Raw genomic sequence first — 20,924 nt, forward strand, 5'->3', positions numbered from 1 at the left:
GATTACCCATCGCGAAGCTAGTTCCATAGCCTACTTCATATCATGGGTTCTTCGTTATTCTCCATTTGTCAAATTACTCATAATGGAATCCCGAAGTGTCTCCATATACAATGGATCACTGTTCAATGAATCAATTCTCATTAAACGCATATCCAACTCTTTAGCTACCTGTTGAGCTTCTATATCTAGATCATATAGGACTTCTAAATGATCCGATACGAACCCTATAGGGGCAACTAGAACGTCTTCAACCTGTTCTTTACTCAGAGTTCGCATCGTATCAAGAACGTCAGGTCCAAGCCACGGTTCGCCCGTACGACCTGCACTTTGCCATGTGAACTGCCAAGCAGTAACACCTGTTCGTTCAGCAATAGCCTTAGATGTCTCCAATAACTGTTCAGGATAAGGATCACCCATCTTGATAATACGCTCGGGCAGACTGTGAGCACTGAACAACACCCTAACATCTTGACGATTCGCTCCAGCTTCCTCAAATCGATCAAGCTTCATGCTTACCCGCTCACTCAGCGCTTCGATTAATTGAGGGTGAAGATGGTAATTTCGTACAAAGGACATCTCGATCCCCAGTTCCGTCGCCTTTTCTTGAGCACGCTTGATATACGTCCCTACACTCATCGCGGAATAATGCGGTGCAAGTACAATACCTACCGCACGATCAATGCCATCCTTCTTCATCTGCTCCACACCATCTTCAATAAACGGAGATGCATGCTTCAATCCTTGGTAACAGACAAATTCAAGCTCCGAATGTTCGTTAGTATTGAGCGCATTCTGCAGTTGGTCGACCTGCTGATTCGTATTCTCTCGAAGTGGAAAAACACCCCCAACGATAGCCTCATACCGCCCAACTAAATCTTGCAGTTGCTCTGCTGTAGGAGCATTGCCTCTACGTATATGTGTGTAATAAGCCTCTATACCTTCAAGACTTTCTGGTGTTCCATACGACATTACCAATACGCCAATCTTGGACTTCATAACCATTTCACCTCTAAATAAAAGTTGAATTCATGTAAAAGTTAACTTAACCTCGTGGAGTCGATTGTAAAAGAGATGCTGAATATTCCTGCACATAAGCAGTCAATTCTCTTAGTTTATCAAGTGAAGCTTCTGGGAACAATCCATGTCCCAAGTTAAAAATATAACCCGGCTCCTGAATACCCTCGTCAATAATAAGCTTGGCATGCTGTTTAATCACATCCATCGATGCAGTCAAGATGAACGGGTCCATGTTTCCTTGCATAGCGAACCGACCACCTGTACGTCTACGTCCTTCTGGTATCGATACTCTCCAGTCGAGACCTATGACATTTGTCTGGAGATTCGTAAGAGTTGGGAGAAGTTCTCCAGAGCTTACACCAGGGAAATAAATTTTAGGTACATTCAAATCGGATAATTCGGTAAAGATACGTGTAATCGTCGGAAGTACAAAAATCTCAAAATCACGTGGTGCAAGTGCTCCCACCCAGCTGTCGAACAGTTGGAATGCTTTGCCCCCGTTGGCAATATGAGCTCGTACATATGTAATAACCATATCTCCAAGCTTGTCCATCAAAGCATGCCATATTTTCGGTTCACTATACATGATCGTTTTGGTATGGATGTAATTCTTGGAAGGTCTACCCTCGATCAAATAACTTGCAATGGTAAAAGGAGCACCCGCAAAAGTAATCAATGGTACATCCAGCTCTTTATCTAGAATTCGAATCGTCTCCATGATGTGGCTTAAATCTTGATCTACATCTATGGGACGCAGACGTTCCACGTCTGCAATGGATCGAATAGGATTCTCAATTACGGGACCGATATCCTTCACAATATCGAAGTTAACACCCAATGAGGCAACAGGATTCATAATATCAGAATAAAGTATAGCTGCATCTACACCTAGCTTTCGGACAGGCATTAACGATATTTCAGCCGCAAGCTCTGGTTGGCGACATATTTCAAGTAAACTGTATTTTTCTTTTATCTTCCGATATTCAGGGTCATACCGACCTGCTTGTCTCATGTACCAGACAGGAACATGATCCACATCTTGTTTAAAGCAGGCTCGGATAAACGTATCATTGTAGGTCACGACTTTGCCTCCATTATTGTGAATTATCTATCATATATTATGCCCTTTTTAAAAGTAAGTAACAACTATCACACACCACGAGGTCATGACAATCCTATGACATTCCTATTTCAGATCTACACATTCGCTGTGATATACTTATTTATTGTCCAACTCATAAAAGTTAACCAGCGCTACAGAAAGGACGTGTACCTATATGCCACAATGGAAAGTAAACCTCATCGTGCTTTGGATTGGTCAATTTCTAGTCAATGCCGGAATGACCATGATCACACCGTTTCTTGCCTTGTATCTTGCACGTGATTTAGGTGTACAAGGTGAACATGCCATTGGTATATGGGCGGGACTTATCTTTGCAGCTAATTTCATGACTTCCTTCTTATTTCAACCCTTGTGGGGGAAACTGTCTGATCGATATGGACGTAAAATTATGCTGTTGCGTTCAGGGTTTGGAATGGCCATTGTCATGGTCTTAATGGGATTTGCTCAGAATCCATGGCAATTATTGTTACTCCGTTTACTCAATGGTACGATATCTGGATTTAATCCTGCATCCATCTCCCTCGTATCAGGAACAACACCCAAAAACCGAATGGGATTTGCCATGGGCATCATGCAATCTGGATCCGTAGCTGGCACGATATTAGGACCTCTTATTGGCGGGATATTAGCTGATATGATCGGGTTTAGACCTATTTTCTACGTGACAGGTGTTCTTATATTTGCTGCCTCATTATTCGCGATGTTTATGGTTAAAGAGGACTTCAATCGTGAGGCGTCGTCTCATGCAGCACAGGTATCCGTTATTCAAGGCTTCAAAGAACTTGCGCACATCCCGCAATTGTTAGCACTCTTTGCCGTTACGTTCTTGCTTCAATTCGCGATGATTAGTCCCATGTCTCTGCTCCCTCTATATGTTCAGAAGCTACATAATAACACGGCAGATATTGCGTTATGGGCCGGCATGGTCACTGCTGTAACAGGCATATCCAATATGATTACCTCCCCTATCCTAGGTAAATTTAGCGATAAATTAGGTGCACATCGCATTCTAACTTACGCATTAATCGGGGCTGGTCTCATGCTCATTCCACAGGCCTTCGTGCAGAATGTATGGCAGCTCATTATCATTAGATTCCTGATGGGCGTATTTATGGGAGGTCTTCTGCCTAGCGTAAATGCCCTCATACGGTCATATACACCTGAAGGTATGGAGAGCAGAGCTTTCGCCTTTAATAGCAGCACACTGGCACTAGGGAACATGTTAGGGGCACTTGTAGGTGGATTCTTATCTGGATTCATTGGGATTGAGGGATTATTCATCATTTCAGGCTGTCTGCTCTTATTGAACATGGTATGGGTTAGAGCGAAACTTTATACTCGCAACACCCCCTCATCCTTTCGATAGATGACCCGTAACGACGCTCCGCATACGGAACATTTCTTCAATCGCTGTGGTCTCCAGATTTCCAAATCGGACCTGCGTAGCAGTTAAGGAGACCCAGCTAATGCTTTTCGAAGGAGCTTTCCTTCGAAACAGATTAGGCAACTGCTCCGCTTTTCCGGTTCATTTTATTAACCCGATATATTCCATTAATTCTTCTGCTTCTTTAGCCATTTCCATCTGAATACATATTATTTTTTCAAGTTGAAAGGCTTTTTCTTGTAGTGTAGAATTGTACAAAAAAAACGCATACCCTCACTAGCTTCTGGAGCATGCGTTAAAATATGTTAAGGCTCTATATTTCTACTTCACATAAGAAAGCGACAATCCATCGTACTCCGGTAACAAGGTGCTCACCAGTCTGTCATCGGTAGCAATCTGCTCATTAAAGCGGCGCATAGCTTGTACGGCTGGCCCATTCTTATCTGGGTTCAATGTTCGTCCACGTAAGAAACAATTATCCCCAGCGATTACAGCACCTGGTTCAGCTAAACTTATGGCATATTCTAGATATAGTGGGTAGTTTTCTTTATCTGCGTCAATAAAAAAGAGATTAAACTTACGTCCACTCTGCTTCAGCAATTCCAAATTATCCGCTGCCGGTCCAATCATGTATTCCACCTGCGACCCAAATCCTGCCGCTTCGAGGTTGCTCTTAGCTAGTTCTGCATATTCCTCTTTCAGTTCTAGCGACAATAATTTCCCACTTGTAGATAGTCCCCTTGCTAGACAAATACCACTGTATCCACCCAAAGCTCCAATCTCAAGTACCTTTTCTGCGCGGGATGTACGAACCAGAAATGTCAAAAGACGACCATAGGCTTGAGCTACAGAAACTTCCGGCATTCCTCGTTCTATAATACTTTGTTTCACTTGTTGCAACTTCTCATCTTCTTGGAATAATTGGTTAACATATTCATCAGGGGTTAAATTCAACACTTTTCCTCCTCGGGCTAACTTTCCATATAAGCATATTTGTTTTATAATTAGTGTTTGGTTAAGGCAAGATCACAATACTACCGTATTTCATTGTATGTGTTTTACTAAAAACCAGCAAGACTAGTAAATTTATAGGTCACCGGATGCAGCTGTTAAAGTCGCATAGATGGCCAGATGGGGTTGAATAGATTGTCACACTTACAATTAATCGCAACAGCACCGATGGGCTTGGAGTCTATCGTTGCACGCGAACTTAAAGAATTAGGTTATACGGATATGACTGTCGAGAATGGAAGTGTCACTTTTGCCGCAGATTTTGCAGATATTCCAAGATGCAATTTGTGGCTCCGTACCTCAGATCGTATTCTTATCAAAATGGGTGAATTTACAGCTACAACATTTGATGATTTGTTCGAGGGTACCAAAGCTTTACCTTGGGAGGACTGGATTCCTGCTAATGGCGAATTTCCGGTCAATGGACGCTCGCATCTCTCACAACTCAGCAGTGTCCCTGCCTGTCAAAGTATCGTCAAAAAAGCTATTGTTGAGAAGCTAAAGCTTACTCACAATACAGAGTGGTTCCCTGAGAATGGTCCTAGGTATGTGATTGAAGTGAACTTACAAAAAGATAAGGCTCTCCTTACCCTAGATACGACTGGTCCCTCGCTTCATAAACGTGGATATCGCAGACTTGCAACGGAAGCACCCATTAAAGAGACATTAGCTGCAGCAATGCTATTACTAAGCCGTTGGAACCCATCTAGACCGCTCTATGATCCATGTTGCGGATCAGGTACGCTTCTTATCGAAGCCGCAATGATCGGCTGGAATATTGCACCTGGACTTCGTCGCTCTTTCCCATCAGAGCACTGGAACAATGTGCCTAAGAGCTTATGGAACGATGCTAGTGAAGAAGCCTTCGACTTAGTACGCGATGACTTCCCACTTCAATTGACAGGTAGCGATATGGATAGCCGAGCGATTGAAGTTGCTGAGGCCGCTGCTAAGAGCGCCGGGCTCTCTGGACAGATTGACTTCCAAGTGCTTCCTGCATCACAGATTAGACCTCAAGGAGAATACGGTTGTCTCATTACGAATCCACCCTATGGTGAAAGAATGAGTGAAATCGAAGAAGTTGAGAAGCTCATCCGTCAATTAGGTCATACCGCTGCTCATTTACCGACATGGTCATTCTTCGCTATTACACCTACGAAACAATTTGAACATTATTTTGGCCGTAGAGCGGATAAACGACGTAAGCTTTACAATGGACGTATTGAATGTCAATATTTACAATTTCTAGGGCCGCTACCACCCCGGAATCCAAATCCACAACAATAAGGATAAACGTCTACTTCGACCCCACAGGTCGGCATTCGTTCACAACTAATAGGAGTTGCCTACATGGCAGCTCCTAAATTATTTAACAGCACAGATTTCGTAAACATACCCAATAGCAAGCTTATACTAAAAACTTATCCATCCAAATAGACATTTATAGGAGGTCTTATCCTTGCTAAGTAATCATGTAGGAATGGGGATGCAAAAAAGATCTTTATTCAATCGTCTCCTACACTTCTCATATCGCAACATCCTTATTTTCATAATCCTGATGCTATACAAATTAGTGTTATTCCATTACAGTCTCCATATTCACAATATCGATATGAATCCATTGGATTACATCATTGCAGTAGGTTCACTCATGCTCTTTTCCTTCTGGACATTATGGCTACCGCGTCGCGAACAATGGGTATCGCTTATTGTCTTGAATATACTTTTAACTGCAATCTTTTACGCTGATCTTGTATATTATCGATATTTTGAAGATATCATTACAATACCCGTACTTCTCCAGACTGGACAAGTAAGTTCACTCGGTGAGAGTATTCAATCGTTAGTGTTCTTGTCAGATCTATTCTTCTTTATTGATTGGATATTATTCATTCCGTACGTAGTCATCTTAATAAAACGCCGAAAACGAAAAAATAGGGTTCCAGCATACTCGGCTACAACAATCCCTCTAGGAAAAACATTATGGAGTCGCGCAATAAGAGGTGTTTTAACATTCGTACTTGGCTTTGCCCTTACCTTCGGCCCTATTAAATTCTATAGTGAGACTTGGGCTCAAGGTCTATTCGAAGGTAATTGGTGGAATATGGCTCTCTACAACACAACGGGATTAATAGGCTTCCATGGGTATGATATTTATAGATATAGTCAAGAACATCTTGGACCAGAACCTACTCTGCCTGGGGAAGAAATGGCGAAGATCAAGGAGTGGTTCCAACAGAAAAACGAGAAGACTACAATAAGTGACCCCTTATTTGGTAAATATAAAAATAGCAATGTTATGGTCATTCAAGTCGAAGCCTTCATGAATTTCATGATCGGTAAACGTATTAACGGACAAGAAATTACACCCAATTTCAATAAATTGATGAACGAAAGTATGTATTTCAGTAATTATTATCATCAAACAGGTCAAGGAAGAACATCCGATGCGGATTTCTCATCACAGAGTTCCCTACACCCATTACCATCAGGATCTGTATTTGTGCGTTATCCTGACCACAAGTATGATGTCCTGCCTGCCATTCTTAAGGGGAAGGATTATTCGACCAATGCCTTTCATGCCTATGATAGTAGTTTCTGGAACCGTTATACAATGTATGATGCCCTAGGGTATGATCGTTTCTACAGTAAAAACGATTATACGTTAGATGAGCCCCTTGGATGGTCGCTAGGTGACAAATCATTCTTCAAGCAATCTTTAGACGAGATGCAAACCATCAAAGAACCTTTTTACTCATTCCTAATCACCTTATCTAGTCATCATCCTTATGCTATCCCTAAAAGTAAACAAGAACTAGACGTAGGCGAATTTACGGGGAATATTTTTGGGGATTATCTTCAATCGATTCATTATGTGGACGCGGCACTTGGTCAATTCGTAGAACAAATGAAAGCCCAAGGATTATGGGACAACACGATCCTATACGTCTATGGCGATCACGATAATTCAATCAAAGATAAAGAATATTATGAGCAATTCTTAGGTCGAAGTCTGAGTGACCTTGATATGAAACAGATTATGAATCAAGTTCCCCTACTCATCCATCTACCTGATGGGGGCGAAGCCGGCACATATCCGGAAGTAGCAGGTCAGCTAGATATGATGCCTTCTATACTTCATTTACTTGGGATAGAGAGCAACTCTTATCATATCATGGGCAATAACCTTTTCGATGGACAGGAAAGATTCGTAACTCTCCGTACAGGTGCTTTTACCGATAGTAACGTATATTATATTCCATCAGCAGATGGGGTTTACGATCATGGAAGCTGCTACGATTTGAGTACACGTCAGATTACCGAAGTCAGCACCTGTCGTGCAGGGTTCGATCAAGTCGAGCAAGAACTTCACATCTCAGATCAAGTGATTCAATATGACCTCATTCGTAAATTGGATCAAGAATAGCTAGATTCAAGGGGAATCTTAGAGTCCGACTGAGTCAGGGGTCCCGTTCCTACCTATGACGCCAACAATCTAAATAAGTTCCGCCCCTACGCTGCGGGATCGGACATTGTTTCTTAATGTGACTGATAACAAACGTCAAACAGCAAGTTTCCAATAAACTGGAAACTTGCTGTTTTTTCTAATGTATACGACTTGTGAACTCCCATCATTCAGCGACTATTCTTCTATATCGACGGAATGAACTGTATCTAAGCGACTCTTCTCAACAGCCAACATCTCTTCAGCTAATTCAACGTTCGAACTCCCTTGAGCTTGTTTAAGCGCTTGTTCGGTGTGAGCCAATGAATTCTCGGCCTGTTTAACAAGATCCTCTGTTGGATGGCTAAGTGCTTGAGACACAGCATGATGAAGCCTACCTACAGCATTATTAGCCTGAGATACCGGTGTATTGGTCTGCATACTAGCGAAATCACGTTTAGGCATATTCTCACGCTCCCTTCACAACATATTCCTTACCACTCCACCCTCATTAGCTTGGTTTCTATGGATAGGAACTATGCACGAAGAAGAAAATCATCATTTACCAGTAAGCTATTTGATGAACGGAGCAACCTTCGCTAGCACTTCATCTTCTGTCGGTGCACTCAAATAACGGCCATTAATATATACAAAGGCGCGCTTACCGCAATGACCACAGTATGACTTGCAACCAATTTTGATTTCATCATCAGGTGCCATCTTCTTTAGTTTTGGTACAATACTTTTGAGTGGAGTATGCTTACATTTTTCACATACTCGGATATCATTTGCCATGTTAATTCCAACCTTCTTTAGTATACAGACTAGTGATCTCCGTGGTTCCCCTTAGATGGGTTGGTGATTACAAAGCCTTCTTCGGGAAAATATAGGTAGTCAATCTTAACACCATCAAGCAAGGGCTCATTAGGGTCTAAGATCACATCGATATCTTTATCTGTCGCCACTACTACGTCATTCTCTTGGGGGGTATCTAAATCCATGCCATAATGAGCATGATCACCATGAGCATGAGTAACGAGTACACGAACTTTTAATTGTTTATTTTCTTCTTTATCCAATTCCTTCTTGAGTACTTTGGCAGCGTTACGAGTTATCTTACAGTTCATCTTTCTCCATCTCCTGTTTAGATGTGATGTACAGCGAATAAACTAACCTAAGCTTGTCCAGATTAGTTTAATCCCTGATATATACTAAATATTCATTGTAAAGAAACAAGAGGTATTGTGCAATAGTGTACTCAAGAAACTAACGACTCTTGATGTTAGGATATTTACGTGACATGCGCGTTGTAAACCATCCCATTAGTAACAACGTTACGCCAATGTCATCAATGGGAAGTCCAGGTAACAAGTCGAGTGGCCATATCCAATACACAAATATAGGAATAAGGAACAACAGCTTGTCTCCCAATGAAACTTGTGAAGATGTAACATATCGCCCTATATTGCGAATCATTGTTGAACCCTGTTTAATGGATAATAGTCTTCTCCATTTCATGTTTGTTGTTCCTCCTTATAGAAAGTGTTCATGCACTTATATTATTCTAAAGAGGAAGCAATCGCTAGAAAACAAAACATACTAAAGCGACCGCTCCCTCTTATATATCATACGTATTTTTATTGAAAATGTTTCACCATTTTTTCAGAAAGTCATCATCTCAGCAACAATCATTCCAATTTCAACACTAATGTTATGGAAATCTTTAAGGGGTAATGGATTCATTCCAAGTCCCACCTCTACGGTGAATCCGGGTCTTCCAAATTGCTGAATAAACCAATCCTTATAGCCTGCGTCACTTCCCGTAAGTTTAACCGCACGATATCCACTAACTTGACTTAAGCGTCGACTCCAAGATTCACTTTCTTCAGGCTCATGGTTCCGATAATTCCAATATATTTCTTGTCCTTGGCTATGCAATGAAATGACTGCATCAGGCGAAATCTGCAATGTGAAATCTGCAAGTGCTATAGCTTCTGGTTCACTAAGTGGCGAGATACCAGGATAATCCCGTGGAGATGGCCTCTGTTTCCCTCTTCGGTTCACTTCTTCTTCCCAATGGGCTGGAAATTGATCGCCTAAATCAATCCCCTGTATATTAGCTTTCCAGTGTTTGAAATCATAGCGCTGATTGTTCCATTCCAATAATTGCGTATAGTAAGGGTGCTTATCCGTGATCCCTTCCTGTACTAATTCAACCCCATCGGGATTTGCCATGGGTAATAACCACAACGTGCATTCTTCCAGCCCAACTACGGGGTCATATCCATTCCAACGCTCCCTTTTCTGATAAGCGGACATATACTCCTCAATAAAACGCAGTAAGGTGGGTGTTGTAATCCATTCATTCGCATGGAGCGCTGCATTGACATGTATCTTTCTTTTACCTCTACCTATTTGCAACATGATAAGCGATTTCCCAAGCACACTCTCACCAATCGAGGTTGTCTTAATACAAGAATACGTACTCGTTAGATATTGAATATCCTTGAGCATATCGTGATATCCATATTCACCCTGTGGTTCTACAACATACTTGGATTCCGATGCAGGTAGAACTAGCGTACGTCCAACAGGAAAGCGATCTCTTGAGATGCCAGGATTTAATTGTTCAAGACCTTCCTCTGAAACAGAGAACGCTGCAGAGACACTCTCGATGCTATCCCCCGTCTGTATTTCATATCGACGTCTTGGGGATGAGGGAAGAAATAATATTTGTCCTGGAATGAGATAGGGTTGCTGAGCTGACCAAGGGTTCGCATTTACAATATTATCAAGAATAAGCCCTCTTCTTGAAGCAATACGTTGCAATGTATCTCCTTTAGAAACAGTATACTGCTGCATACAATCATTCCCTTCTGTAGGCTGCGACTTAAGATATTGTTCAAAAGTCATTTTTTTAAACAACCTCTTTAAGCAATCATCCATAGCGGCATTGTGGTTGATTGTATGCTTTTATCGTTGTCCCTCATGCTTGAAATTTAAATTTATTAGGATACTGGAAATTTTCATCCAACAGTAAACAACCTTAGCCGTTGAAAAGACTAAGGTTGTCAGTTTGGATATTACTCATATCTTACACGTTAATTACTCTTCGAACTTGGATACTTGCCAAACAACAGGTGTGCGCCGAATCTGTTCACCTAACCACACGTTTGCAATTTTTTTAAACATGTCACCATCGCCACTGCAGAAAAATTGATGCACAGGGCTTTCATCACCTCGAGCAAGTTTTCCTTTGTCATACAGTATCGTACTAATCTCTCGTGCAGTTTCATCTGCTGAGCTAATCAACTTCACATGATTCCCCATTACTTCCTGAATTGTATCCATGAGAAAGGGATAATGCGTACATCCCAGAATCAAACAGTCAATAGACGTTTGACGTATTCTCTCAAGAGACTCCTCAACAATTCTTGTGGTTTCAGACGAACGGAATAATCCCTGTTCCACAAGCGGAACAAGTAGAGGGCAGGCCTCACTCGTTACATGTACAAAAGGAGAAAGCTCCTTCAATGCTGCTGTATATGCCCCACTCCCAATTGTACCTACGGTTCCGATGACACCTACATCGCCCTTTTTGGTAGCACTTATCGCTGCTCTAGCTCCAGGATGTATAACACCAATGACGGGAATAGTAACTTTTTCTGATATATAAGTCAATGCCGCTGCCGTTGCCGTATTACAAGCAATAACTATCATCTTAGGTTCAAACTGAATTAAGTAATCAACAATTTGTTCCGTAAACAATCTAACTTGTTCAGATGTTCGTGGTCCGTATGGCGCGCGGGCGGTATCCCCGAAATAGATGATCTTCTCCCGGGGAAGTTGTCTCATGACTTCTTTGGCTACGGTTAGCCCACCTACACCTGAGTCTAATATTGCAATTGCATGTTGCACGAACCACCGCTTCCTTCTGTAACGAATTCTATTTTCTCACTTTGCTACTCTATGTTTAACATGAATGAAATGTACCTCAATCACAGGAAAACAGACCCTAATCCCCTAAACTATGGGATAAAGGTCCGCACTGTTCGAAGTTCACACTAAATATCGTTATCAACCTTATCAACATCTACAGAATCAATAACTGTAAGATCATCCAAGGAAGAGATATGTGCCAGCTGCTCGGAACTCCCTTGGAGTTCGCCCTTGCAGTGACGTAACGATTGTATATCCTGAACTAAGGACTCTGTCTTGGTTCTAACTTTATCATATAAGTTAATCCCATGTTCACTAGCAATTCCTACCAATTGTTGCGTTTTGTCGCCCACTTGATGTGTTGTATCCACGATATCTTTACGCAATTCACTACCCGCCTTGGGGGCAAGTAACAACGCCGTAACAGATCCAACTACACTACCTATTAAGGTTCCCCACAGAAAGCTCTTGTTCTTATCATTCATTCTAATATCTCTCCCTTTGGCTTAGGCTCTAGACAGTGCTGACCTTGACGTGCAATTGATGTTACATCACACACGGGCTAATGCCTAGTTGTTAATGCATTATAATCAGCTCTTGCTTGTCTTGACACTGCGGACAACAACAAATTTCATTAATCTGTTCTCCTAGCTTCCTGAGCAATACTTGGATTCAAATCTAGAACATAACGAGCTGGAACGACAAGCGCATGTTGGTGTTCACATAGATATCCTTTATTTGCAGATGTGCCAATGGTTTCACCATTCTTCACGATGTCGCCTTGATCATATAAGTATTTAGAAATAACAAGTAAATTACGTGCAATTTCTGATGGGTCCATTTCGGTGAAATGACACTGTAAATCGGGTATACCCAGTGCAGATAATCCTAACGTATCCATAATCATTTCCTTGGGCTCTGTATCCCCAGTATTAAATAGGCGAAGATTTACAGCTCCAAATAATTTCTCATCGAGTTCAATTGCTCCTAAATAAGCCGTAGGATCAACTAATTTATCACTCGTATGCCAGTAAATAGCCGTACAAGGTACCGCTTCAATCATCGCCATAACCAATCCCAATATTAATTCAAGGCGTTGCTTATAGGGAAGTCTCGCAGTAAATAAATCATGAACACGAATACTATATGTACAATTATTTACCGTTTGCCTAGCATCAGGCCAGTGCCATGATTGCTGAAGCGCACTATCGAAACGTTTAAAGTCACGGATCGGTTGTGGGGCATGAATAACACTCTGTGCAGGCACAACGCCATCCTCGAACGTTACTTTATGATCCATATGAAAAAAAACCTGAGGCGGAACACCATCTTCCTCCGCTCCACTAAAATCCAGGGCAAACGGAGAAGGTATTTCTTTCCCCTCTTCTGAGAACTTTAAGGTCCCCGTGTGCTCCTCTAGTACGGACAACAACTTATTTCGATTCAACACTGGCATTTGTTCAAATAGAAACTCAACCATGATCACCGTAGCGAAGCCTGAGACTTCGTCATCGTTCATTTCTTTCTCTTGTTTGTTATTCATTTTATTATTGTCAGAGGTCATACCATTTGTTCTCCTTTATTATCGTTCAGGTACCCATTCATTTTCTAAATACCTTCTAGTACTGTCTGTAAAGCGATTCAAGATATCCGGTAAAACAGCAGTTAATGGGTGTATTGATCTACGATCCCAATCACAATAGTCTTGTACCAATGGTTTACGCAGCTTAACTAACTGGATCAAGACCTGATAGATGTTGTCATCAAACACATTCTCTTCATAAGTGATCTGCACGATGTCCTCGTAACTGCTAGCATCACGCATAATGAATCCATCTATTAAATAACTACAGACGTCTGTCACAACTTCAATCGCTAGATGTAGTGACCTTTCTTGGACCAAGCCAAGAAGCAGTCCGTTATCCCACGATTCAGCCGCTATATGAAGCCCTTCTGCAATATCAGGTATAGCGTTGAGCCGTCGTTCAATCTGTTCTTTATTTACATAATACATGGCTTACCTCCATGAGAATTTTCAAGATCACTTAACTAAGCGTTAAGTTACAGTACACAAGGGTCTTCGTATGATTCATTTATGATTAAATTTCGTAATCTACACTAATAGAATGTTCCTTAGCTTCATTCATGTGCAGAATGACTTGCTGATGCACAGGATGAATCTGATAAGCATGTAAAGTCTCTAATGATTCAACTTCAGTTATAAGCGCAATGTCATACGCACGTTCAGATCGTACAACATCAATCCCCACTTCCAACGATAAGAGTTCAGGAATCTTTCCTTGCATATTACGTAATATATTCGCTGTTTTGTCGATACTTTCAGGAGAGCCATCTTTTAATTTAAATAGTACGATATGTTTGATCATGGAATATGCTCCTTGTCCTATTGAATTAATAAAGTTCATCAAAAATATAACATAATCTGCTCGGTTTGGGAAAGGAGCCTACCCATTTATGATTTATCATCGTCGCCCTGCTTATCCTTGTTCTTCAGTATATTAATGACACGTGTGATCTTATCTGGCAAAGGCAATCCTAATCGACCATAGTTTTCCGTAATGGATATCAATTCGTTGGTCATATAGAAATAAATAGCTCCGCTTTTTACCATCTCAACGTCCGTACCCAGCAAGAGATCTATTTGATGCCCCAACAATATAACCAGAAACATTAATGCTTTGCGTGATAATCCCCAGAACCCTATCTTACTATCTAGTCCATTTCCCTCTTTGAGAGACGCTAATACGCCTGTCAGATAATCGATGATTATAATCACTAGAAAGACGTTTAATAATTGATTCCACTCCCCAAAAGTAAACGCTATGAATGCACCTGCTACTCCGCCCAATCCATTTAACATTGCTGTATTCAAGTGATCACTCCTCTCACACACTCATATCTTACTATATGATGAAAGTTATCTTTTGCTCAGCTGTTTATCTTGTATTTAATAGATTTACAGATAGATTGATTTCGAGTTACTATTGAAAGCACCTTTGCAAATAAGGTACTATTTAAACAAGGATAAATGATTGTCCTCCCAAAAAGACGGCAATCGTTTACCAATAAACTAAGATGAAAGTCCAGACTTTCTAATATTTCCAATAAAATCGGAGGAATTATGCCTACACAACCAGAAAAACATTCGATTCAGGCTTGGTCTCTGATCAATCGTAAGTATTTAGGGAAAGGCGTTCGTGTGAAACGTTTCCGTAAACCGACTCGCTGTCAAATTCGCAACCGTGTACTCTTAGCTGTTCTAATGGTTAAAGACATCAAACTATCCAAATTAGCAGAAGAATTATCTGTCTCATCTCGAAGTGTAAGTGTATGGGTATATGAAGGACGGATTCCTTCTAAGAAAAATTTAGATAAAGTGTGCCAGTATTTGGGATATCCTCGTCATATTCTTTTTAATGAAGAGGTCATTCAGAAAAGCCCTGTCATTTGTCAGCCTTCCCACTCCCACTTTATGCGTAGAACGATTACACGTTCGCCTATACAGAACCAAATTCTTACGGGGTTATGTATGGTCCATGATCTATCTGTGAGTGATGTTAGTCAATGGATTGGAGCTCATCCAGGTACCTTTCGCAAATGGTTGCATCAAGGGACGCATCCTTCTCGAACATTTCAGGACAAAACGGAGCAATTTTTTCGCATTCCTAAATCCATTTTGTTTGCAGATTCCGTGCTGCATAATGACTCGAATGAAAACAATCATGAATAGCGGTCTTTCCCATACAAAAGCTCTGGTCACTGACAATACATGTCAAGACCAGAGCTTTGTTTAATTGTATTCATATCGATTGAAAGTGTTTATATGAACATTGCTAGTTTCTAGCTGTACTATTCCACTGCTTGTTCTTTCAAAGATTTCAAAGTCTTCATCACGTTATTCTTCCCTCGTCCGAAATAATCATGGAGCTTACTATACTCACTGTATAATACGTCGTAAATTGCTGCATTCTCCGGAATAGGTGTGAAGCTCTCATCACGAATCCGGGCCATTTTCTCCGCTGCATCTACAATGTTATCATAACCCCCAGCTTCACTACCCGCTGCGACAGCTGCGAACATCGCAGCACCAAGTGCCGGTGTCTGTGTAGAAGCGGCTACTTTAATTTCGCGACCTGTAACGTCAGCATAAATCTGCATCAGAAGCTTGTTCTTCTGTGGCAAGCCGCCACAAGCATAAAGGACATCCACAGGCACTCCATTGTTATGGAAGGCATCAACAATGGTGCGGGTTCCAAATGCCGTAGCTTCTAGAAGAGTCCGGTAAACTTCTTCCGGCTTCGTTAACAGAGTATACCCTACGATTAAGCCTGTCAGATCCGTATCCACTAAGACCGATCGATTACCGTTCCACCAATCTAATGCCAGTAGTCCTGTCTCTCCAGGACGGTAGGCAGCGGCCTTCTTCTCAAGCCATTCGTGAATTGAAATCCCCTCTAGCTTCGCTTGTTCTTGAACAGCAGCCGGTACAGCATGCTCTACGAACCAAGCGAATATATCACCTACTGCCGATTGGCCTGCTTCGTAACCAAAATAACCTGGAATAATGCCGTCCTCTACGGCACCACACATACCTTCAACTTCACGTTCATCATCCCCAAGCAGCAAGTGGCAAATGGAGGTTCCCATCGACATGACTAGCTTACCTGGCGTAACAACACCTACAGCCGGCACAGCCGCGTGGGCATCCACATTGCCTACAGCTACCGCCGTACCTGCAATAAGCCCCATTTGACTTGCCATTTCAGGCGTCAATCCTCCAGCTTTTGTTCCAAGTTCGAACACATCACCACGCAGCTTTGTCTCAGCAATATTCTCCATTCGTGGATCTAAAGCTTTAAAGAATTCCTGGCTTGGATAACCGTCACGTTTATGATGGATGGATTTATAACCGGCAGTACACTGATTACGCTTCAAGTTACCGCACATTTGCATAATAACCCAATCCGTCGCTTCCACGAACTGATCTGCTGCATCGTATATTCCTGGTGCTTCATTCACAATCTGCCAAACCTTAGCAATCATCCACTCTGATGAAATTTTACCTCCATATCGAGGAAGAAATGCTTCACCGCGTTCAGCAGCAATCTCATTCAAACGATTCGCTTCATCTTGTGCGGCATGATGCTTCCAGAGTTTCACCCAGCTATGGGGATCATCTTTGAAATCTTCTCTTAGACAAAGTGGTGTGCCTTTCTCATCAATGGGTAGCATGGTACAGGCTGTGAAGTCGATCCCAATACCGATAACATCCTCTGGTGAGATACCCGATTCTTTCATTACCGCTGGAACGGAATTCGTAAGTACCTCTATATAATCTTGAGGATGTTCCAGTGCCCAATCCATAGGGAGCTTCAATCCAGTTCCGGGTAGTACTTCGTCAATAACGCCATGACGATAAGGGGTCACATGTGTAGCAATTTCATCCCCATTTGACAGATCAACCAATACCGCACGTCCAGATTCCGTACCATAATCCACACCAATAGCATATTTGTTACTCATATTAGACATCCTCCTTCTTAGTCTGACCATAATAGGCATTCGCACCATGTTTGCGGAAGAAATGTTTATCTAGAAGTGCTTGATCCATAGATTCTAACTTAGAATTTAACACGAAGGATCTATAAGCAATTTTGGCAACTTCCTCGGTTACTACAGCATTATGGACAGCGTCATGAGCGTCCTTACCCCAGCAGAATGGAGCATGCAAGTTAACTAATACGCCAGGTACATCCATCGGGTTAATATCCTTAAATGTTTCGATGATAACATGACCTGTCTCTAGCTCATATTCACCTTCAATTTCTTCTACGGTCATCTTTCTAGTACACGGAATAGTCCCATAGAAATAGTCACCATGAGTTGTGCCCAATGCCGGAATCCCCCTTCCCGCTTGCGCCCAACTTGTTGCCCATGGAGAATGCGTATGTACAACACCTCCGATTCCTTCAAAGTTTCTATACAATGCAAGATGGGTTGGTGTATCCGAAGATGGACGTAAGTTCCCTTCTACGATTTCCCCTTGTAGATTGACAACTACCAATTGTTCCATTTTTAGTTCCTCATAAGGAATACCACTAGGCTTAATAACGACCAGTCCCTGCTCACGGTCTATCCCACTCACGTTTCCCCAAGTAAACGTTACAAGTCCGTGCTTCGGCAAGGCTAAATTTGCTTCAAGAACTTCTTCTTTTAATTGTTCTAACATGTATACAGCATCTCCTTTTCCTTAAGTTCATTTTCCCTGAAGATGATCATGTAAGCGCATAACATAATGACCCATATCATTTCAATCTTAGTGTAATAAGAAATGATTCCGCTTCATGCTACGATTACATTATACACTTGTACGTACAACTATTCCAACCCCTTTTTTAGAACAACAAAAAAACCTGCTTCGCCATCCTTTTAGCGACAGGAAACCGTTTCTTGTAAGCATACACGCCATGAAAATTTGAAACTTATACTTTCTCATTCCCTAACCATAAAGAGCCTTTTCTCATCGTGAGAAAAGACTCTAATTGGGTATCTAGATGAAGCAATCTAACATCCTTCATTCATTGGGGCTGGCTGTTGACTCTCGAATGATTAATTCAGGCTTATAGATCATCTGATTATCCTCTGGCAGTTCCGGCTTACCTTCAATCATTGCAATCATCCATTCAGCAGCTCTAATTCCTAACTCCTGCTTGGGATGACTGACGGTTGTAAGCTTTACTTCCGTTGCGGTTGCTAAGAATGAATCATCAAATCCTACAATCGATAGATCATGAGGTACGGATAATCCTGAAGAACGGACGGTATCAAGTAGAGTTACAGCCAATTGATCGTTATACGTGACCCAGCCAGTGGGTCTGTCCTCAACAGATTGACTTAAAAGTGTCTTCGCTTGCTGTATGGGTGTATCATTCTTCTCCTCCGTCGTATACGTAAACACTGAAGAGGGAGATAATGAGACATTGTATTTATGGTGCGCGCCAATGAAGCCTTTCATTCGACGAATCCCCTGCATATCATCCGTTTTGAAAAAACCTGCTAATCTCCGGTGTCCTAAAGAAATCAGGTGTTCAGCTGCAAGGAAACCGCCCAGCTCATCATCCACTCGCAGACAGGGTGAATTCATTTCTTCATAAGCAGCATTAAGCATTACATAAGGAATTCGTCTATTCTCCAACGTTAAAAAGTAGCTGAGATTGGGATTACGTTCTCCACTTTTGGTAGGTTCCATGATTACGCCACTGAGGGATTGATCGAGCATCATCTCAAGACACTCTCGTTCCTTGTTTCGATCATTATCTGTACTAGATAATACAAGACGGTATCCTCGGCTACGTAGTTCACTCTCAATACCTTGCACGATTAACGGGAATATGTAATCCGATATATAAGTCGTAATAACACCAATCGTCTGGGTACTATTATTATCAACCTTAACCCCAGGCTCATTAACTACGAACGTTCCTTTACCCTGAATACGAAATAGCCATCCTTCCTGTACTAATTCACCTATAGCCTGCCTCACCGTTTGACGACTAACCTTATACTGTTCGGAAATTTCATTCTCTGAAGGGAGCTGGCTTCCTGGCAAAAGTTTAGATGAATGAATCCATGATAGAATCTCATGTTTTACTTGCCTATATTTCGCAGTCATGTATTCCTCCGTTAGTACATTGATTTCTAATTGTGAAGCTCAAAGCATACGATATTATAACACAAAAAATAGTTGTACGTACAAGTATTAACGATTTTGATTCTAACGTTCATTTGTTTTTTGGCTCATATACTTTAGACCTGTATAACGATCTCTCAGTGTATGTGCTGTTTGTAAGGCTAGTGCGAGCAATTCCTCGGATACGCCAAGGTCTTGTATCGTTGTGGGCCCCCCTACTTGTTGAAGCCAATGACGCATTTGTGAACTTGTTGGTAATTCAGCGTATACCTTAAAGTTCTCATTCTCTTCTGTAACAGCCAAATGACGATAAATATCCGCTAACAAAGCCGAGGCTACACCTACTTTAGCTCCATGTAGAACCTGTTTGCGTCCTTTCTCAATGAACTCCATCTCCCAGCGATGCGAAATATGATGTTCACCACCAGAGGCCGGACGAGAGTGATCGATAATAAGCATGGAAATCCCTGAAGCAACTAAAGCTGTCATCAAGATGCGTAAACCATCCTTAGTACAAGCTGCAATCTCCTCTACGTTTTCCACACACTGCATTAAAGCTTCTTCTGTCATGTCATAAGCTAATGGGCAAAAAGGTTCATCCGCCATAGCTTTGGATAAACGCCAGTCTGCTAGTGAAGTATATTTACCTAACATATCGCCGAATCCAGCAGCTGTCATGACCTGAGGTGCAGCGACCAAGATATCTAAATCCGCAAAAAGCGCTGCTGGAGGTACAGCTTGAAATGTCGTTTTTACGCCTTGAACAATTAAAGGTGCGCCCGCTGAGGTGAACCCATCAACCGATGCTGCGGTAGGTACCGAAATAAACGGTTTATTCATTTTGAAACAAACAAATCGTACTAAGTCATGAATCGTACCCGAACCGACAGCAATAACAGCTTCCGATGATTGTGATACCCCTATCAGTACCTGCGCAATATAAGATTCATCTGCGATGACATCGCCTACTGCATTTTCAGTTAGTAGAATCTGATCTACCATAATCCCTGATGCTTTTATTGATTTCTCCACTGTATTGCCCGCTGCTTCAGCTGTGTGAGCGTCTTCAACGATCGTAACCTGTTGATACGATTTACTCAGTAGGTATGGAGCGACTTTGAATAATGCCCCCTCTTCAATCACAATATCAGTCAGATGCACTTCCTTGTGTGAATTGCCACAAAGACACTCCTTCGCCTGCTCATTCCATCGTGCAATTAGTTCCTGCAATCATATGGCCTCCTCAGTACTTAAGCTCTCTTATCGTCTCATCGTATCATAAAAGGTACATACA

General features: G+C 41.7%; 22 protein-coding genes. 4 read left to right on the forward strand and 18 right to left on the reverse strand.

Annotated features, from left to right (window positions below):
• Positions 1-54 precede the first annotated feature (54 nt).
• Together hemH and hemE are read right to left on the reverse strand one after the other, a co-directional pair.
• A complete protein-coding gene (hemH, locus tag J2T13_RS01340) occupies positions 55-996 on the reverse strand; it encodes a ferrochelatase (RefSeq protein WP_429367596.1) in 942 nt (313 codons plus the stop codon).
• 46 nt (positions 997-1,042) lie between these two features.
• Positions 1,043-2,098 (reverse strand): uroporphyrinogen decarboxylase, encoded by a 1,056-nt coding sequence (gene hemE, locus J2T13_RS01345; protein WP_429367598.1) that lies wholly within the window; start codon positions 2,096-2,098, stop codon positions 1,043-1,045.
• A 196-nt stretch (positions 2,099-2,294) separates the two neighbouring features.
• Between hemE and J2T13_RS01350 the strand changes: the two genes are divergently transcribed.
• On the forward strand, positions 2,295-3,506 hold the full coding sequence (locus J2T13_RS01350; protein ID WP_429367599.1) for an MFS transporter: 1,212 nt from the start codon (positions 2,295-2,297) through the stop codon (positions 3,504-3,506).
• Positions 3,507-3,845: 339 nt separating this feature from the next.
• Here J2T13_RS01350 and J2T13_RS01355 read toward each other — a convergent pair whose 3' ends face one another.
• On the reverse strand, positions 3,846-4,478 hold the full coding sequence (locus J2T13_RS01355; RefSeq protein ID WP_429367601.1) for an O-methyltransferase: 633 nt from the start codon (positions 4,476-4,478) through the stop codon (positions 3,846-3,848).
• Positions 4,479-4,670: 192 nt separating this feature from the next.
• On the opposite strand from J2T13_RS01355, the gene J2T13_RS01360 reads away from it, so the two are divergent.
• Entirely contained in the window at positions 4,671-5,822 is a 1,152-nt protein-coding gene (locus J2T13_RS01360) for a THUMP domain-containing class I SAM-dependent RNA methyltransferase (protein WP_429367603.1), read from the forward strand.
• A 199-nt stretch (positions 5,823-6,021) separates the two neighbouring features.
• Complete coding sequence (locus tag J2T13_RS01365) at positions 6,022-7,962, forward strand: LTA synthase family protein (protein ID WP_429367791.1); 1,941 nt, start codon at positions 6,022-6,024, stop codon at positions 7,960-7,962.
• Positions 7,963-8,178: 216 nt separating this feature from the next.
• Here the strand turns inward: J2T13_RS01365 and J2T13_RS01370 are convergent, their stop codons facing one another.
• From J2T13_RS01370 to J2T13_RS01420, 11 genes are all read right to left on the reverse strand, one after another.
• Positions 8,179-8,445, reverse strand: coding sequence for a hypothetical protein (locus J2T13_RS01370; RefSeq protein ID WP_429367605.1), 267 nt, complete (start codon positions 8,443-8,445; stop codon positions 8,179-8,181).
• A gap of 108 nt (positions 8,446-8,553) precedes the next feature.
• A complete protein-coding gene (locus J2T13_RS01375) occupies positions 8,554-8,775 on the reverse strand; it encodes a DUF1450 domain-containing protein (protein ID WP_429367607.1) in 222 nt (73 codons plus the stop codon).
• A gap of 29 nt (positions 8,776-8,804) precedes the next feature.
• Entirely contained in the window at positions 8,805-9,107 is a 303-nt protein-coding gene (locus J2T13_RS01380; protein ID WP_429367609.1) for a HesB/IscA family protein, read from the reverse strand.
• Between the two features lie 139 nt (positions 9,108-9,246).
• The gene (locus tag J2T13_RS01385; RefSeq protein ID WP_429367611.1) at positions 9,247-9,498 is read right to left on the reverse strand and encodes a hypothetical protein; all 252 of its coding nucleotides are present in this window, start codon (positions 9,496-9,498) and stop codon (positions 9,247-9,249) included.
• 144 nt (positions 9,499-9,642) lie between these two features.
• A complete protein-coding gene (locus J2T13_RS01390; protein ID WP_429367793.1) occupies positions 9,643-10,842 on the reverse strand; it encodes a M14 family zinc carboxypeptidase in 1,200 nt (399 codons plus the stop codon).
• A 243-nt stretch (positions 10,843-11,085) separates the two neighbouring features.
• The gene (racE, locus tag J2T13_RS01395) at positions 11,086-11,898 is read right to left on the reverse strand and encodes a glutamate racemase (protein ID WP_429367613.1); all 813 of its coding nucleotides are present in this window, start codon (positions 11,896-11,898) and stop codon (positions 11,086-11,088) included.
• 146 nt (positions 11,899-12,044) lie between these two features.
• Positions 12,045-12,404, reverse strand: coding sequence for a YtxH domain-containing protein (locus J2T13_RS01400; RefSeq protein WP_429367615.1), 360 nt, complete (start codon positions 12,402-12,404; stop codon positions 12,045-12,047).
• A gap of 149 nt (positions 12,405-12,553) precedes the next feature.
• On the reverse strand, positions 12,554-13,483 hold the full coding sequence (locus J2T13_RS01405; protein ID WP_429367617.1) for a DUF4261 domain-containing protein: 930 nt from the start codon (positions 13,481-13,483) through the stop codon (positions 12,554-12,556).
• A gap of 18 nt (positions 13,484-13,501) precedes the next feature.
• Complete coding sequence (locus J2T13_RS01410) at positions 13,502-13,933, reverse strand: DUF86 domain-containing protein (protein ID WP_429367619.1); 432 nt, start codon at positions 13,931-13,933, stop codon at positions 13,502-13,504.
• Positions 13,934-14,018: 85 nt separating this feature from the next.
• Entirely contained in the window at positions 14,019-14,306 is a 288-nt protein-coding gene (locus tag J2T13_RS01415; RefSeq protein WP_429367621.1) for a Dabb family protein, read from the reverse strand.
• 86 nt (positions 14,307-14,392) lie between these two features.
• Complete coding sequence (locus J2T13_RS01420) at positions 14,393-14,812, reverse strand: phage holin family protein (RefSeq protein WP_429367623.1); 420 nt, start codon at positions 14,810-14,812, stop codon at positions 14,393-14,395.
• Between the two features lie 249 nt (positions 14,813-15,061).
• Between J2T13_RS01420 and J2T13_RS01425 the strand changes: the two genes are divergently transcribed.
• Positions 15,062-15,670, forward strand: coding sequence for an XRE family transcriptional regulator (locus J2T13_RS01425; protein ID WP_429367624.1), 609 nt, complete (start codon positions 15,062-15,064; stop codon positions 15,668-15,670).
• A 119-nt stretch (positions 15,671-15,789) separates the two neighbouring features.
• Here the strand turns inward: J2T13_RS01425 and J2T13_RS01430 are convergent, their stop codons facing one another.
• The 4 genes from J2T13_RS01430 to J2T13_RS01445 form a co-directional block, all read right to left on the reverse strand.
• Positions 15,790-17,463, reverse strand: coding sequence for a ribulokinase (locus J2T13_RS01430; RefSeq protein ID WP_429367626.1), 1,674 nt, complete (start codon positions 17,461-17,463; stop codon positions 15,790-15,792).
• A 1-nt stretch (position 17,464) separates the two neighbouring features.
• The gene (gene araD, locus J2T13_RS01435; protein WP_429367628.1) at positions 17,465-18,169 is read right to left on the reverse strand and encodes an L-ribulose-5-phosphate 4-epimerase; all 705 of its coding nucleotides are present in this window, start codon (positions 18,167-18,169) and stop codon (positions 17,465-17,467) included.
• A gap of 345 nt (positions 18,170-18,514) precedes the next feature.
• The gene (locus tag J2T13_RS01440; protein ID WP_429367629.1) at positions 18,515-19,612 is read right to left on the reverse strand and encodes a GntR family transcriptional regulator; all 1,098 of its coding nucleotides are present in this window, start codon (positions 19,610-19,612) and stop codon (positions 18,515-18,517) included.
• 102 nt (positions 19,613-19,714) lie between these two features.
• Positions 19,715-20,860: a sn-glycerol-1-phosphate dehydrogenase gene (locus J2T13_RS01445; protein WP_429367631.1), complete on the reverse strand. Its 1,146-nt coding sequence runs from the start codon at positions 20,858-20,860 to the stop codon at positions 19,715-19,717.
• Positions 20,861-20,924 lie beyond the last annotated feature (64 nt).

Source organism: Paenibacillus sp. DS2015, assembly GCF_050433705.1.
In the GTDB taxonomy this organism is placed as follows: domain Bacteria; phylum Bacillota; class Bacilli; order Paenibacillales; family Paenibacillaceae; genus Paenibacillus_AQ.